The sequence below is a fragment of the Spirochaetia bacterium genome (assembly GCA_022482625.1).
Lineage (GTDB): Bacteria > Spirochaetota > Spirochaetia > Sphaerochaetales > Sphaerochaetaceae > Pleomorphochaeta.
Map to the genome: position 1 here is coordinate 1,094,910 of JAKVOU010000001.1, position 15,186 is coordinate 1,110,095.

The following is a 15,186-nucleotide window of genomic DNA, read 5'->3' on the forward strand; positions in this document are numbered from 1 at the left end:
CTGTTGAGGGGCCTTCGTTTTGTCCAAAATCGTGCAGGCATATCAGAAGTTACTTTCCAATTTCTCCGGGTCAACATAAATTTCGACTTTACCACATTGGGGGCAGACGGCTGCCTTGACATAATTCAAAGACAAGCCACAGATACCTTCCTTTTGGATAAAGAGGCTATTCTTATCCTGTCCTTTCAGTTCATATCCCTCGACAAGTTCAGTACCACATCTTGTACATAACCTTTTCATATATGTTTCCTCCATTTCCTTACTTATAGCAAAGTAAAAAGTACTCTCCCTCAGTCATTTCCAGTGCCGACAAGGTCGGCTTTTTCTTCATTATGCTGTAGCGCAACCTCCTCAGCCAGCTGCCGCTGCGAATTCAAATTTGCAGAAGAATAGACGGAAAATGAATTACTGAACGGATTGACAAAGGCTTCAGGTTTTTTTTCTTCCTTGGTCACTTTCGATGCCTTCGCGTCTACGGTCTTGTTCAGTTCTTGAATTTCCTTTCCTGCGCAGGCTTCGAAGCAAACAGTTGATAATATAAGGACCACAAGCAAGCCAACCCATCTTACTTTCATGTTCCACTTCCTCCTGTCTAGATAGTACTCAAGATAACACTCAAAGGTCAAATCTCTTGCAGATATATTTTCCCTTATATCTCATCTTCACGTATCAACTATAGCACTCAGGAAACAGTCAGCCTGCTGACAAGGAAAACTACAGGTATTTTACCAGGTCCTTGTAGGGAGACTGACGTATATAGCTCTCACAAAAACTATCCTTCGACACAAAAACTGACTGAAGCCGTTCACATCCATCAAGAAAGTTACTGCCGATAGCTTTGACTGAAGCCGGCAAGGCTATGGTCTTCAAGCTTTTGCAGTTCTTGAGGGCTTTGTCACCGATTGATTCCACCCCTTCAGGCAGTTCAAGATTCTGCACGGAACTACATTCCATGAAAGCCCCCTCACCTATTGTCTTCAGACTCCCTGGCAACTTTAAATCACGCAAAGAGATGCAGGAAGAAAAAGCAAAGTTTCCAATTGATTCCAATTCAGGTGGCATGATAACGGACGCCAATGACGAACAACCATGGAAAGTCATTTCAGCAAGATCCCTCAGGTCATCAGGCAACCGTACTTCCGTAAGTGCAGCACAATCTGTAAACATATCATCACCCATCAGATGCAGTCCATCTGGCATACGTACCGACTTCAAGGTTGCACAGCCTCTGAAGGCTGCTTTTCCTATAGTCATACAGCCCTGCGGTATCTCAATTTCTTCAAGTGACAGACAATTTACAAAAGCCGTTTCGCCTATCGTGCGGAGAGTCGACGGCAATTTGAGTTTCTTCAGTTCCGTACACTCTGCGAAGCAACTCTCTCCTATTTCTTCCAATGTCTCAGGAAGGACAACTTGTTCAAGTTTAGAACAATAGGCAAACATCAAAGAAGAAAGCTGATGCAAGGAAGATGGTAAACTGATTTGGGAAAGAGATGTACATCCTGCAAATACGGAACTTCCGACCTCGGACAGCCCATCCTCCATATCCACCCGCTTGAGTTTCGTGCATTTTTCAAATGCAGCCTTTTCTATGCATTTCACTTCCTTGGGAATAATGATATTTTTCAGCTTTGATTTCTTGAATGCTTTCTCCTTTATGATATCCACACTTCCATTGAACTTTACTTCTTTAAGTGTCTTGTTTTTCTTGAAAGCACCGGGTTCAATGCTGGTAATATCAGGAGGAATAGTAAAGACCTTGTCATTTCCATCCTTAGGATATTTGACAAGTACCTGCATTGTCTTATCATAGACAACACCCTTGACCCGGACAAAGCAGACACCGTCTTTAAATACATATTTCAACTTATGCTCCTTGACCATATGATAGTCGAAAAATCATTCTTCATCATCCCAATAGGTATCAAACTGTCCCCAGAAGGGATCAAAAGAGGTCTCGACACAAGCAGAACAATAATAATCCGCCTGCCAATTCTCAGGGATCAGCCCATCTTTCGGATCATAGAAAGAAAGGACAGCTTTTTCACCCTTGCTTGTCCTGATACCTTGGGCATCCAGTTCCTGCTGTGTAAGACCACATTTTGCACAGCAACATTGCCGTTCGTCATTCATCTCTGGTACACCTAAAAAAACAGACATGAGGTAACGCTTTACCCTCATGTCTGTCCCTATATCTTACATACACAATTACTCTGAAAACAATTGCAAGACTTCTTTGGCACTCTTGCATTGCTCAAGCATACGTCTGAAGACCTGACTGGAACAACTACGTGCTATCGCAGCCAAAACTTCAACATGGGCAGAGGCAGCACTTACTGGCGCCACTACCAGAAAGAAGAGCCTGCTTTTCAGGTTGTCAGGAGAATCAAAGTCAATCGGCACCCTTGAGACCCCAACGGCAAGACAGATTGAATCAACTGCCTCACTCTGGGCATGTGGAATACAGATCCCTTTCCCAATGCCAGTAGAACCTAAGGATTCCCTATCCAATACCGATTGCAGGACAGCATCTTTCTGTTTTGCATCAAGACCCTTCCCTGCCGCAAGGACACCCACAAGTTCTTCAAGGACACCGGCCTTGTCAGTAGCTGAAAGAGGTACCTTGATCAAATCCTCTCTCAGAATATCCACCAAATTCATTTTGTATGCTCCTTCCCAGTCTTATTCGTCAAAGCTATTCCAGACATCTTCTTCATCCCTGACAAGCATGACAGGACACGTTACGGTCCTTACCATACGGTCAGTTTCACTATTGAGATCATCAAGTCGGCTACGGATAGTTGACATACCACCAAGGACCAGAAGATCTATTCCGTTTTCCTTGATATAATCACGGACAATCCTATGCGCCGACCCCTCTTCAGTGATACATGATATAGCAACATTCTTCATTTTTGCAAGCTTTGTTGCATGCTTCAGATATCTTTCTGCATCCTTATGCAAATCCCTTTGATAGGCAGATCGCTCTGAGTCAATAAAAATACCGGATTTAACCAGTTCTGACAATGCCCGAGTATTGACGACATACATGGCATCAAGCTTTGAGGCATCTTGCTTAGCTAGCAAAATGGCATACATGACAGCCGACAAGGAATCTTCGGATCCATCAACATAAACCATGATGTGCTTGAACGGTACGCTCATTTTCCAACCTCCCTTGGAACAGGTTCCACGACTTTTGCCATGGTCAGCTTCTTTCCGCTTTTTCTGCGATCGGCAGCCAGACGTTCCTTTTCCATCCGATCCTTGACATTCTTGAGAAGAATGAAACTTTCCCTCTCACTTTCCTCAATCCTACCCTTCATGTATTTGATGGTTTCTTCTGTCTCAGGAATTGAAATCTTGTCAAGCGCATTTACCTTCCTGATCGTCTTCTTGACTTCCCTGCTCAGCCGCATGATTGAGACCTTCAGTTCAGCAAGGCGTCCCATCAGTTCAAGGCTTTCAGAAAACCGCTGGATACCCAGTTCAGCAAGCAAAGTGGCACTCTCTTCGGAAAAATAGGGCCCATGATCCTCAAAAGTCGTATCCACGACAGGAACAGACACACCCATCACCTTGCGGCTTTTTACTTCAATGGTATATTCAATGTTGGTAGCACCACTGAGATTGCCTACTTTCAGCCTTCCCATCTCCATGATAGCCCGTCGTAAGGTATCCCACGCAGTATCAAGGGACTTGTCGACACGGGTCTGGTAGTCAACAGCTTGGTCAACCAGCGCCAGTAGTTCAGACACAAGAATCTGCCGTTTCTGGTCAAGCAACTCATAGCCGAGTTTTGCAAACTTCAGGTTACCTTCCAGTTTCATCAGATTGCTCCGAGTAGGAGCTAACTTGTTGTCCATCTACTCTTCTGCCTCCACCCAGTGTTCTTCGATCTCATCTTCACTCAATCGCTGCAATTCTTCAGCAGGCAAATAGCCAAGGGCCTTCCAGCCGATGTCCAGAGTTTCCTCAATCGAACGGTTTTCATCAAATCCCTGGTTGATGAAATGCTTCTCAAAATAATCACCGAACTTGATATACTGCTTGTCAATCGGAGTCAGTTCTTCTTCACCGATGACAGAAGCCAGGTTCCTGACATCCTGCACATGGGAATACGAGGCAAAGAGCTGGTTTGACAGATGGGGATGGTCAGCCCTAGTCATTCCTTCTCCGATACCGTCTTTCATAAGTCGAGAAAGTGACGGAAGAGGATTGATCGGCGGATAAATCTCTGCAGCATGCATCGATCTGTCAAATACGATCTGTCCCTCGGTAATATATCCGGTCAAATCGGGAATAGGATGCGAAATATCATCATTAGGCATGGAAAGGATAGGCAATTGGGTAATGGAACCGGTACTACCTTCTACCTTACCTGACCGTTCGTACAACTCAGCCAAATCAGAATACAAGTATCCGGGATAACCTTTCCTTGATGGGATTTCGCCTCTGAGTGTCGAAATTTCACGGATTGATTCACAGTAGTTCGTCATGTCGGTCATGATGACAAGCACCTGCTTGTTTTTCTCAAACGCAAGATACTCTGCCAATGTCAGAGCTGTACGTGGTGTAATTGTCCTTTCAATGGAAGGATCATCTGCCAGTGAAAGGAAAAGTGCCACATTACCGATTACCCCGCTATCCTCAAAGGAAGAAATGAAGTATCTGGCTACATCATACTTGACTCCCATGGCGGCAAAGACAATGGAAAAATCATTGTCACTGCCCCGTACGGTAGCTTGACGTACAATCTGAGCTGCAAGCTCATTGTGTTCCATGCCATTGCCACTGAAGATCGGCAGTTTCTGTCCCTGAATCAAAGTAGTCATACCATCAATGACAGAAATACCTGTCTGGATGAAATTCCTCGGATAGAGACGGGCCGTTGGGTTGATCGGCTCGCCGTTGACACTTCTGTCCTCGGCACCTTGGGGAATGGGAGAACCATCCCTGCTCTGTCCCAAGCCGTTCATGACTCTTCCAAGCATACCCTCTGACACCGGCAATGTAAGCGGATGTCCCATGAAATGCATGCCTGTCCCCGGCATGGTCAGTCCACTGGTCCCCTCAAACACCTGTACACATACTACATCATCACTGGTATCAAGTACTTGTCCTGACCTTCTTGACCCATCAGGAGCAATGACCTCAACAAGTTCCCCATATCCGATAGGATGGGTATTCCTCATATACACAAGGGGGCCGTCGATCTTACTGGCTCCCAGATACTCCCTGCCGGCCAGCAAAGCCTTATCAAGACTTTCATTCTTCTTCATAAATGCCTCCAAGCTTGTCAATGCTACGTTCAAGTTTCAGTTCCAACTTGTCTATCTGGGAAACATCATCATTGGGAACAACGGATTTCATCTTCTGGATATCCTGCACAGCCTGCAGTCTTCTCAGCTTGATCAAAGGAACACCCTTCTTGATGGCCTCACTGCCCTTCTCCCAGTACGTAACGATGCACTGCAGCATCTTGACCTGCTTCGCAACAACACAATACCGGTCAATCTTATCAAAGGCATTCTGCTGCAGGAAAGCATTCTTGAATACACTGCACACTTCAATGATGAAGTTCTGGGAATCCGGCAGGGCATCTGCACCGACCAGCTTGACGATCTGCTGCAGCCGGACTTCCCTCTGGAGCAATTCCATGATAATCTGACGGTTTTTCTGCCACGTATCATCACTGTGAGAATTCCACCAGTCTTTCACATCAAGCAGATATTCACTGTAGCTGTCAATCCAGCTGATAGCCGGATAATGCCTTGCAGAAGCCAAAGCACGGTCCAACCCCCAGAAACAACGCACAAAGCGCTTGGTATGCATAGTAACAGGTTCACTGAAATCACCGCCAGGAGGAGAGACTGCTCCAATTACGGAAACGGATCCCTCTTCTTCACCGAGCGTCTTCATCAGACCTGCACGTTCATAGAACTCTGCAATCCTCGTTGCAAGGTAAGCAGGGAAGCCTTCTTCTGCAGGCATCTCTTCCATACGTCCGGAAAGTTCACGGAGAGCTTCTGCCCATCGTGAGGTAGAATCTGCCATGACTGCCACGGCATAACCCATGTCCCTGTAGTATTCAGCCATGGTAATTCCCGTATAAATGGAAGCTTCACGTGCTGACACCGGCATATTGGATGTATTTGCTATAAGAATTGTGCGTTCCATCAGGCTTTTGCCATTTTTCGGATCAATAAGCTGTGGAAACTCACGCAGGACATCTGTCATTTCATTCCCGCGTTCTCCACAACCGATATATACGATGAGGTCAGCATCACACCACTGTGCAATAGCATGTTGGGTCATCGTTTTTCCAGTTCCGAATCCGCCGGGAATGGCGACCGTACCACCTTTTGCAAGCGGGAACAGGGTATCGATTACCCTTTGACCTGTTATCAACGGTGCATGGAACGGCAACCTATTCTTTACAGGCCTAGGCTTTCGTATGGGCCATTTCTGTATCATGGTTACCTTGAAATCGGTACCTTTGGTCTGAGAAATGGTAGCAATGATATCCTCGACGGTATAATCACCTTCTTCTACGATGTCGGTAACGATCCCATCAGATGCCGTAGGCGGTACCATGATCTTGTGGACAATCGTCGTAGTTTCCTGTACGGTTCCCAGCATATGTCCAGCAGCAATGGCATCACCAGGCTTGGCAACAGGTACAAAATGCCATTTTTTCTTATGGTCGATACCATCAAAGGAAAGTCCTCGGGAAATAAACGTACCGCTGGCTTCCTCAAGCTTCTCAAGTGGTCTCTGTATGCCATCATAGATTGAACCGATAATCCCAGGCCCGAGTTCTGCACACAGCGGCATACCTGAACCATAGACATTATCGCCGGGACAAATTCCCGTTGCATCTTCATATACTTGGATGGTTGCTTCAGTATCAAACAGCTTGACGACTTCACCGATCAAGCGTTGTTCACCGACCCTGACCAATTCAAGCATTTCAGCATCCGTAACGTCAGTAACAGTGATGACAGGACCATTGACGCGTTTAATGTGTCCAATTACTCTTGTGGGCATGAGCCCTCCTGCACGGCTACTTTCAGATCGCGGTCGAAGCGACGCATACGCACATCGACCTGGTTGTTGAACGAAATCTTGCCATTAAGGGAAGTAGCCACAACCCCTGGAGCAAGCAAACGTCGGGAATCAAGTTGCAATGCAATTGTCAGATCATATTTGTCCAAAGCCATTTTCTCAACTTTTCTGAGCATTTCCTCATTCACCGGTGTCGAGATACAAAAGGAAATCTTAGCCTTGTCAAGACCAAGGCCAAGTACTGCCTCCAGAATCCATGAGCAAAGCACTGCTTCGCCTTCTTTCCCTTGCAGCGTGCTGAGTACTTTTTCCCGCACATTTTCCAAAAGCTGGGTATACCTTCGATTGAGAATCTCAAGCTGCACTTTCCGGGCAATACTTCTTTTTGAAGCTTCAAGCTTCAACCCTTCGGTTGCAACTCTACCTGTATAGGACTTTTCTTCCAACATTACATCGTGCTTTGACTTTTCCACTGCATCTGCAATGATCTGGTCAGAGCGTACTTGGGCATTCTGTATGATTTTTTCAGCCTTTTTCTGGGCTTGTGCAGTTATGCCTCCCAACAATCCATTGTCCGTGTTCACAACATTTCTCCATTCATAAACTTATGCCAATTGCATCATTCACAAGCGAACGCAGATCTTTGCTCTTCTCCCCGCCAGGTCCCGGAATGACAACCACCAGAGGAAATGTCTCGGTAAAAAGATATTTGTCGACGATGGAACTGATCATATCCGCTACCGGTTGCGTAATGATGATTATCCCATTGTTCGTATCGCTGATGGCTTTGTCCCAAGCAGCCTTGGCCTGCGTAGGATCAGTCGCCTGCATGCCGAAGACTCCGACCAAAGAAAAGCCAAGTACGGTGTCTTCGTCACCGATGACAAAATACTGCATGGAAGTTATACGTGTCCCAGAATCATCAACGCAATGATGAAACCGAAGATGACAAGACCTTCGGCCAGTGCGATGAAGATCAAAGCCTGTGAGGCAATCTCAGGTTTCTCGCTGATTGCACCCATAGCAGCTGCTCCGACATGTGCAATGGCAAAACCTGCAGCAATAGCGCCACAGCCGAATGAAATAGCTGCAGCCAGACAGACTATACCGACACTGCTTGATGCAGCTGCGGTTGTAGTTCCAGCTGCAAACGCACCAGGGGCAAAGAGAAATCCTGATGCAATCAGCATAAGGAAAGTGGCAATGAATGAAAGTGAAACTTTTCTCTTAAAAGCAATTTTGGTCATGATTGACCCTCCTGTCATTACTATGATCGATCCTTGGACCGCAAGCTAACCGGTGAGTATGCAATCCCAGTACCGTTGAAAAACTTAGTAAAGAATTCGTAGTAGTTGAGCCTCAAGGCTTGAATGCCTGTGCTCAGCCCCTCCAAAGCGATGACCAGCGCATTGCCGGCCACCAATATGGCAATACCACCTATGGAATGAAGCCCTGGTATTTCTGCCAGGCTTTCAAAGGCACCCATCAGACTGACATGGGCAATACCTAGCCCTGCCACACGGAAAAACGAAAGGGTATTTGACAGATAGCCGGTAAATGTCTCCAGCAATTCGATGAGCCACATCATCAGGGCATTGGCAAGGAACGGCCCGAAGGGCTGTACTACCTTCCCAGCTTTCCTGTCAAGGATATATTCAAGAGGCCTTCTGGCCAACATACCCAAGGCTGCGGCAAGCAGAACCCATGCAATCCATGGATCTGATGGGAATGACTTGAAGCCACTGTAGGTATAACTGAAACCAATATAAAGCCCGACTATGTAGATAGCCACACCACTGAAGCCCTGACGGTCAAAGAAAAGTTTAATCCAATTCTTTTTCCTTATGAGATTGGTCCAGTTGATGCCTAATCCGACAAAAATGACAATAAGTCCATAGTAAATTGAAATTCCCAGGATATCATAGATATTCTGTACAGGTGTACCTGGCAAAGGATGTCCCATGACCACCGAATGGTAATTGAACCACAAGGCCGGGACCGGAAATCCGAAATTCGATCCAAAAAGTATTCCTCCGATAATAGAAGCAATACCGACATATTCAATCAGCGTACATACGCTGCGGGGGATGATACCATCCTTCATCTCAGGATGCTTGCTGTAGAGACGTCCGGTCAGCCACCCGATCAGCAGTATGACTATGCCTTGCCCGATATCAGCAAACATCAACAGGAACATCGTCATGTAGGCTACAGCAACGAAAGGTGTCGGATTGACCGTGCCATATTCCGGTGTACCATAGTTCCTTACAATTCTCTCAAACGGCCGAAGGACTGCAGGGCTTTTCATTGCAACAGGAACCGTTTCCCGAGGAACTTCATTCACTTCCGTCCAATCAATGATGCATTGTCCGTTGCTGGACGTCTCAATTGCAGCCTCAACCTTATCTGCCAGGTATGAAGGGACCCAGCCGGAAAAAAGAGTCGTATTCTTGGTATAGGAAAAATAAGAACGGATCTGGTCACTCAACTCATGCAGACGAAGGTTGCACCACATGACTGTCAGTTCCTGCTCATGCTCTCCGATCTTATCTGCGACCTGCTGTTCCAGTTCCGTTTTCTTTGCAATGGCATCCTCAATACGCTTGTCCAGATTGGCTTTGACCCTCTCATCGCCTTCCTGCTGCACAATGCGGTCAGCAGATTCAGTCCAACCGAAGACTTCCATGGCATCTGAAACATTCTGCGCATCCCGGCGTAAAGTCATCGTGGCAATATGTCCATCCTTTTCACTGATGACTGCCCCATATTCGCCCAGTCGTTTCTTCAAGGCATCAAGATTGCCAGTAATGGTTCCGACTCTGATATCAACATAATCATTCTGCCCTTCCTGGAGGTACCTGCGCATTTCCGTAAGGCTCTGCTCAAGTTGGCTGTACGTTTTCTGTTGGTCTTTCAATGTACCAAGTGAACGGGAAAGCTTGTCAAGCTGGGCACGGTAGTCCTTCAGATCCAATGATGTCATTTCCTTGACATCCAATTGGGAACTGCTCGGGACAGGCCGTCCTCCTTGCCTGAGCAGGTTGCCGATCCTGTGACGTGTATCAATGATACCAGCCTTGCTGACATTGGGATTCCTGTGAGAAAGCTTTGCCAGTTGACTGGGGGGAAGATTCTTTATCTGGACGAAATCCAAGGCACCCAGTTCCAACAGAGCCTTGATGACTTCGTCGCTACACTCTTCCAAAACCACAGCCGTAATCATCCGCATATCTTCGGTAAAGAGACTCATGATGCATTCCCCTTGTTGCCATCATCGGCAATGCCATAGTATTTTGCACCCAAAATGCCACAGACCATACTGTATTGTGCTTCCTTGAAGTAAAAATAGGCCAGTGCAACCCCAATGGTAAAAGGATTGCCTTCCAGGCATCTGATAGCCAAGGCTTTCCTCCTTTCTACAAGAAAATGCTCTACCATCCGTGTCTGCTCAATCAAAGGAACAAGCTTGTTGTCGACGACACCTTTTTCCTGGACAGTCTTTGCCAAATCAGGATAACGTCCCTGCAACAGAGCCTGGGCATCCCGTGCATCTTTCTTTTGATCTATATAGTTCTGCACACCCTTATCTCTGTAAACCGTGCCATAAGGATAAAGCAAACTACGCAATTTTTCAGCTTCCATCTGATGAAACCAACCATATCGGACAAGCATCAGCAAATTCTTCAAATCCACTTCCATATTGAACAATTGCACGGCAACGGTCTTGTCATTACCATCAAGGGCCTTGTCAGCTTTATTCATCTGGGCATACCATCCCCTGTCAAGAGCTGATTCCAAATCAAACAGGCCATCCCGTTCAATGATATCGAAATCATATTCCTTGAAAATAGGTTCATACCATGTATGTGCAACGCTTGCGACAATCTGGTCATAAGTCATTGCATTGACAATTCCCAGCAGGTTTATGTCATTGACGAATTTTTCCTTGATGAGATATGAGGTCCTGTATGTAATAGGACGATGGTGTACCGCCGATGAATACCACAACCTCATGGCATTCTTTATATTATCCAATTCCAGACGGGATATCATACAGAGAACTACATCCCTTGGCTTGTCACTTACTTGCCTACCGATATCCCTATAGTCTGCTACCAGTTGCTTGGCAAGTGCCAATTCAACCATCTGGAGATCTCCGGTTTTATCATATGCAGTAGCAGCTTCATCATAGCCATGGTCCTTGAGTACGCCTATTGCTTCCACCAATCCACCAGCCTTCTGCAGGTCACTTTCCAGACTACTCTGCCTGATAACACCAATACGTGCCCGAAGTTTTGCGTTGATATAACTATAGTTGTTTATTGCACTCTTCATACCTTGTCCTAGTACACTGATGAATTGCAGATTTTATCTGCCAGTTCACCAGAAAGCTTGTTGATCAAATCAGGTTCATCTACAATCTGCTTTTCCAGCTCTTTCTGATAAGCCGCAAGTTTCTCTGCATTGTCGTTCATCAAGATCTTAAGTGCTGCCTGGTTCTTCTCCCTTTCTTTTTTCAATGCGTCCTTGACCAATGCGGCAGCCTTAGCTTCTGCATCACTGACTATGCCACTGGCTTTCTTCTGTGCATCGTCGACAATTTTGTCTGCGTCGTCTTCAACCGAAAGGATCTCATTGATGATTTCACTTTGCATGGAAAACTCCTTACTGTCAAATTATTCTGCTTTAACCGTTTTATGTCAACAAATGTCACTCAAAACTTCTTACAACGACTTGTCCTGTATCATGGCAACTGCCCAAATGACCCTACATACATTATCTGTTTTTTTTAACAAATTCCTCCGTCTGCACATCAGCTCAGAACTTGCTCAGATCCAAATATTCGGGTACTGGCCCGAGATCACTTTCTGAAGCAGTCCCAGTCTCACTGGCAGCCGAAGCCCCCGATTGTCCTGCAGGATAAAGGAAATCCAAAAATGCCTGTTCGGTAGTTCTCTTGACTTCCTTAAGGACAAATGCCTTTTTGTAATCACTCACGGCAATATCACCGAATACCTTCAGATTGGCATTCTGAGTAGACAAATCCGAGGTCGTAACCATAGTATCAAGTGCGAGCAGATCCTTGCCTGTATCTTTGGGAATACTGAAAGATTCAAGTTCTATGACGGAATTGTCGTCAGGTTTCTTTTCCCTTACGGAGAAGCATACTGCATACCAACCATCCGTACCCTTTGCATCAAACATGTAGTCACCCACAGGTACGTCAGTAAGCATATATCTCCCATTGTCATCAGTAAAGAGATAGAGTTTCGCATCCTTGGTCATTGTCTTTTTACCGTCATCTCCGGTCTTGGCAAAGTAAACAGGAGCAGAATATTGCTTCAGTGGAGTTCCGTCACTGTTATTCAGCACGCCGCTGACGGTAAAGGAAACAGGAAGTGAAAGTTCAATATAATAACTTTCCCTCAGTTTCGGTTCAAGCTTATAAGCAAAAGTCCCACTACCGGTCATCAGCGAATCAGCATTTGCATAGATAATCAGATTATTAGCCGTATTTGCAGTAAGCGAAGTATAGGCAGAACGTCCAAGCAACGATGCCAGCTGCGCAGGAGAGGCCGTATTTGTCTTTCCCACAGAAACAGAATGTCCTGCAAGTTTCCCAGCAGGCTTTATCAACAAGAAATTGGAAGCTCCCGTCCTATTGATGGCAAAATGAGGACCAGCAACCAAGATAGCCGTACCGAGGGAAAGACTGGTTGCATGTGTACCGAAACTGTCACTCATGCTGTCTTTCAAAGCCAAGGAATAGAAATCACTTATATGTGACCAGGAAAGGCTCAGCGTCGGTGCAGTAGAATCAGCATCAAGCAATTGCAGGCCACCCAAGCTCATCTGGACGGAATCCTCTGTACGCGGAGTCCAGTTCACGGAAACAGCAGCGTCTCCACTTGAATTGTAACTGGCACTTGAAGACATCTTGTCACCGTATGACATTGACACACCGACCTGGAAGCTGATATCAGGAGACGACAGTTCAGGGGTCGAGGCTGACACTACCATTGAACCGACCAGGTCAAGGCCTGTCTGAGGAGTATACGAAACGTTCATGTTTCCTGTCCATGAAAACACGTCCGATTCATACGTAAAGGAAGCTGAGGTCGAAATCGGAGGGATGTTTCCATAGTCAAGGGTATAACTGAGGCTGCCATAATAGCTGACCGGGCTATAGACCTCCATGGTATCAAGATCATATATCGGCAACGTGACCTGCGCCGAAGCCAAGAGATTGCCGATCGGAGTCACGAACGTATGATTCAGATGCTGTTCGAATGTAGGAGTATAGCCATCCAGGATTTTCACTATCGTCGACCCCTGAAAAGAACCCGCGTAAGTAGCCAACAATTCAGAAAGATTTACCTGCATGATCCCGGACTTGAAAGCAAACGACGTATTAAGCGTAAACCAATGTGTCAATCCTGCATTGAGATAGAATCTTGCCTGGAAATCATCAGGATGGTATTCATACCATGTGCCGTCAAGATAGGGCAACTTAAGCAAAGAATCCGTACTGCTGGTTACCTCTGTCTTGTCTATTGCGGCACTGAATCCATATAGATAATCACCCCTTCCCAACAACCTTGTATCATACGGGATGGTATATTCGTCATATGTAGTCTCAAAGCTGTCATCGAGAGGTTCAAAAGTAAACTTGACATAGTTGTTGCCTGTAATGAGCGGCAGATCAATGAACTTGTACTCGCCTTTCTTCTTTACGGCCGAATAGACCTTTTTGCCATTGATTGTCACAGTCACTTTAGCATCATGCTTGAGAACAAAATCTTTTACGAATTGAGGCCCGAGGTCCCTTTCCTTACCATAGGAATAGGATTTCTCCACAGAGAAACCGATAGGAGTACCTGTTGTGGAAAGATAACCGCCTGTCTGTCCGAATGTAACCCGCAGAGATTTGTCCGGTATGTCGAAATATCCGACCCAATCACTGACCGATGCAGAGAAGGGACCTGAATCTTCCGAAAAGAATGTATAGACGAACTGATTGGAAAGATCAAAGGCAATACCCTTTATGCCGATTGCATGATGTACGTTCAGGTTTATATCCCATGGAGAATCAGCAAAGAGAGGCGAATCTTCGCTGATGTCCCTATATGTACTCAGATACAGGTTCATGGAATCACTGAAAGGCTCCGGTTTAAGTACCTTTGCATCATAGATACCAAAGGAATCGTTCCTAGTAAGCATATTGGATCTATTGGTAAGCGAGATTATCTGCAAAGGCATATCAGCAACATCAAAAGTCAAATGCACGGTAAACTGTATGACATCTATCTTCGCCTTGACACCGAGACCGGCAAGGCCGTCGACAGTAAAATAGGCATTGTCAAAAGCTGAAAGCCTCGCTGCGGCTTCGTCTGTTATCTTCCCAGAAATCAAGGCAAGCATGCCCTTTTTGTTTATGGATGCAACTGAATCAGCAACCTTTACTTCGACATCTCCGACATTCAGGTCGTTTACATAGAGAGCCATGTAATAGGTACCATCATCAATCAGCGGAGAGGTATCCTGACCTGCAACATAAAAATCATCAAAGAAACTGGCATCACGTTCAAACAAGCTGTTACGTACAGGATGCAACCTGTCGTATTCGGCTTGACTCTGTACACCAGCCTCCAACATGGTAGGAACATCAGGTATCCCAGAAGGTGCAGTATCACCGAAACTGAAATCAAAATCTGTATCCGATGACGGTGAAGCAGGAAAATTTCCTTCGACAGTTTTCTGTGAAGAAACTGCAGGTAATTCTTCCTGCACAACAGGTTCAGGTTCTTTTATCTTCTGTTCCGGAGGCATCTCTGGCACCACAACAGTCTTGGCAACAACCTGTTCTACAGTATTATCGGATCGGCTGAACTCAACCAATGGCAATGAAGATGGCCGCAACCTGTCATCAATATTTACATGACCATCAGTTCCAAAAGAACGTGATTCTGTAGGAAAAATAGGTTTTTCTGAAGGCGAAGCAATCGGTAGATACTTACTATATTGAACAGAAAGTACACCCATGGCTGTCAATAAACAAACAAGGAATATAGTTCTCCCGACGTGTCGTTTTTTGAATCGTCTCTTGGGCATGCTCCA

General features: G+C 45.8%; 16 protein-coding genes. All 16 read right to left on the minus strand.

What is annotated here, in order from left to right:
* Positions 1 to 42 precede the first annotated feature (42 nt).
* Positions 43 to 240, minus strand: a complete 198-nt coding sequence (locus tag LKE40_04930) for a hypothetical protein (GenBank protein ID MCH3916800.1) — start codon at positions 238 to 240, stop codon at positions 43 to 45.
* Between the two features lie 50 nt (positions 241 to 290).
* Complete coding sequence (locus LKE40_04935; protein MCH3916801.1) at positions 291 to 575, minus strand: hypothetical protein; 285 nt, start codon at positions 573 to 575, stop codon at positions 291 to 293.
* 139 nt (positions 576 to 714) lie between these two features.
* Positions 715 to 1,866 carry a leucine-rich repeat domain-containing protein gene (locus LKE40_04940; GenBank protein MCH3916802.1) on the minus strand — a complete coding sequence of 384 codons (1,152 nt, stop codon included), beginning with the start codon at positions 1,864 to 1,866 and terminating at the stop codon, positions 715 to 717.
* Between the two features lie 33 nt (positions 1,867 to 1,899).
* On the minus strand, positions 1,900 to 2,133 hold the full coding sequence (locus tag LKE40_04945; GenBank protein ID MCH3916803.1) for a hypothetical protein: 234 nt from the start codon (positions 2,131 to 2,133) through the stop codon (positions 1,900 to 1,902).
* A gap of 75 nt (positions 2,134 to 2,208) precedes the next feature.
* Complete coding sequence (locus LKE40_04950) at positions 2,209 to 2,661, minus strand: PTS sugar transporter subunit IIA (GenBank protein ID MCH3916804.1); 453 nt, start codon at positions 2,659 to 2,661, stop codon at positions 2,209 to 2,211.
* A 21-nt stretch (positions 2,662 to 2,682) separates the two neighbouring features.
* A complete protein-coding gene (locus LKE40_04955; GenBank protein ID MCH3916805.1) occupies positions 2,683 to 3,165 on the minus strand; it encodes a universal stress protein in 483 nt (160 codons plus the stop codon).
* Entirely contained in the window at positions 3,162 to 3,866 is a 705-nt protein-coding gene (locus LKE40_04960; GenBank protein ID MCH3916806.1) for a V-type ATP synthase subunit D, read from the minus strand. The genes LKE40_04955 and LKE40_04960 overlap by 4 nt, the downstream gene beginning before the upstream one ends.
* Positions 3,867 to 5,282, minus strand: coding sequence for a V-type ATP synthase subunit B (locus LKE40_04965; GenBank protein MCH3916807.1), 1,416 nt, complete (start codon positions 5,280 to 5,282; stop codon positions 3,867 to 3,869).
* Complete coding sequence (locus LKE40_04970; protein MCH3916808.1) at positions 5,269 to 7,050, minus strand: V-type ATP synthase subunit A; 1,782 nt, start codon at positions 7,048 to 7,050, stop codon at positions 5,269 to 5,271. Before LKE40_04970 ends, LKE40_04965 begins: the two co-directional genes overlap by 14 nt.
* Positions 7,035 to 7,652, minus strand: coding sequence for a V-type ATP synthase subunit E family protein (locus LKE40_04975; protein ID MCH3916809.1), 618 nt, complete (start codon positions 7,650 to 7,652; stop codon positions 7,035 to 7,037). The genes LKE40_04970 and LKE40_04975 overlap by 16 nt, the downstream gene beginning before the upstream one ends.
* Positions 7,653 to 7,665: 13 nt before the next feature.
* Positions 7,666 to 7,965, minus strand: a complete 300-nt coding sequence (locus LKE40_04980) for a V-type ATP synthase subunit F (protein MCH3916810.1) — start codon at positions 7,963 to 7,965, stop codon at positions 7,666 to 7,668.
* A gap of 5 nt (positions 7,966 to 7,970) precedes the next feature.
* Entirely contained in the window at positions 7,971 to 8,315 is a 345-nt protein-coding gene (locus LKE40_04985; GenBank protein MCH3916811.1) for an ATP synthase subunit C, read from the minus strand.
* Positions 8,316 to 8,335: 20 nt separating this feature from the next.
* On the minus strand, positions 8,336 to 10,318 hold the full coding sequence (locus LKE40_04990; GenBank protein ID MCH3916812.1) for an ATPase: 1,983 nt from the start codon (positions 10,316 to 10,318) through the stop codon (positions 8,336 to 8,338).
* The gene (locus LKE40_04995; GenBank protein MCH3916813.1) at positions 10,315 to 11,403 is read right to left on the minus strand and encodes a V-type ATPase subunit; all 1,089 of its coding nucleotides are present in this window, start codon (positions 11,401 to 11,403) and stop codon (positions 10,315 to 10,317) included. The genes LKE40_04990 and LKE40_04995 overlap by 4 nt, the downstream gene beginning before the upstream one ends.
* 8 nt (positions 11,404 to 11,411) lie before the next feature.
* Positions 11,412 to 11,723: a hypothetical protein gene (locus LKE40_05000; GenBank protein ID MCH3916814.1), complete on the minus strand. Its 312-nt coding sequence runs from the start codon at positions 11,721 to 11,723 to the stop codon at positions 11,412 to 11,414.
* 163 nt (positions 11,724 to 11,886) lie between these two features.
* Positions 11,887 to 15,180, minus strand: a complete 3,294-nt coding sequence (locus LKE40_05005; GenBank protein MCH3916815.1) for a hypothetical protein — start codon at positions 15,178 to 15,180, stop codon at positions 11,887 to 11,889.
* Positions 15,181 to 15,186: the final 6 nt, after the last annotated feature.

Coding starts and splice junctions, on each gene's coding strand:
- LKE40_04930 (MCH3916800.1), bottom strand. CDS start 240: ATGAAAAGGTTATGTACAAGATGTGGTACTGAACTTGTCGAGGGATAT.
- LKE40_04935 (MCH3916801.1), bottom strand. CDS start 575: ATGAAAGTAAGATGGGTTGGCTTGCTTGTGGTCCTTATATTATCAACT.
- LKE40_04945 (MCH3916803.1), bottom strand. CDS start 2,133: ATGAATGACGAACGGCAATGTTGCTGTGCAAAATGTGGTCTTACACAG.
- LKE40_04950 (MCH3916804.1), bottom strand. CDS start 2,661: ATGAATTTGGTGGATATTCTGAGAGAGGATTTGATCAAGGTACCTCTT.
- LKE40_04955 (MCH3916805.1), bottom strand. CDS start 3,165: ATGAGCGTACCGTTCAAGCACATCATGGTTTATGTTGATGGATCCGAA.
- LKE40_04960 (MCH3916806.1), bottom strand. CDS start 3,866: ATGGACAACAAGTTAGCTCCTACTCGGAGCAATCTGATGAAACTGGAA.
- LKE40_04965 (MCH3916807.1), bottom strand. CDS start 5,282: ATGAAGAAGAATGAAAGTCTTGATAAGGCTTTGCTGGCCGGCAGGGAG.
- LKE40_04970 (MCH3916808.1), bottom strand. CDS start 7,050: ATGCCCACAAGAGTAATTGGACACATTAAACGCGTCAATGGTCCTGTC.
- LKE40_04980 (MCH3916810.1), bottom strand. CDS start 7,965: ATGCAGTATTTTGTCATCGGTGACGAAGACACCGTACTTGGCTTTTCT.
- LKE40_04985 (MCH3916811.1), bottom strand. CDS start 8,315: ATGACCAAAATTGCTTTTAAGAGAAAAGTTTCACTTTCATTCATTGCC.
- LKE40_04990 (MCH3916812.1), bottom strand. CDS start 10,318: ATGAGTCTCTTTACCGAAGATATGCGGATGATTACGGCTGTGGTTTTG.
- LKE40_04995 (MCH3916813.1), bottom strand. CDS start 11,403: ATGAAGAGTGCAATAAACAACTATAGTTATATCAACGCAAAACTTCGG.
- LKE40_05000 (MCH3916814.1), bottom strand. CDS start 11,723: ATGCAAAGTGAAATCATCAATGAGATCCTTTCGGTTGAAGACGACGCA.
- LKE40_05005 (MCH3916815.1), bottom strand. CDS start 15,180: ATGCCCAAGAGACGATTCAAAAAACGACACGTCGGGAGAACTATATTC.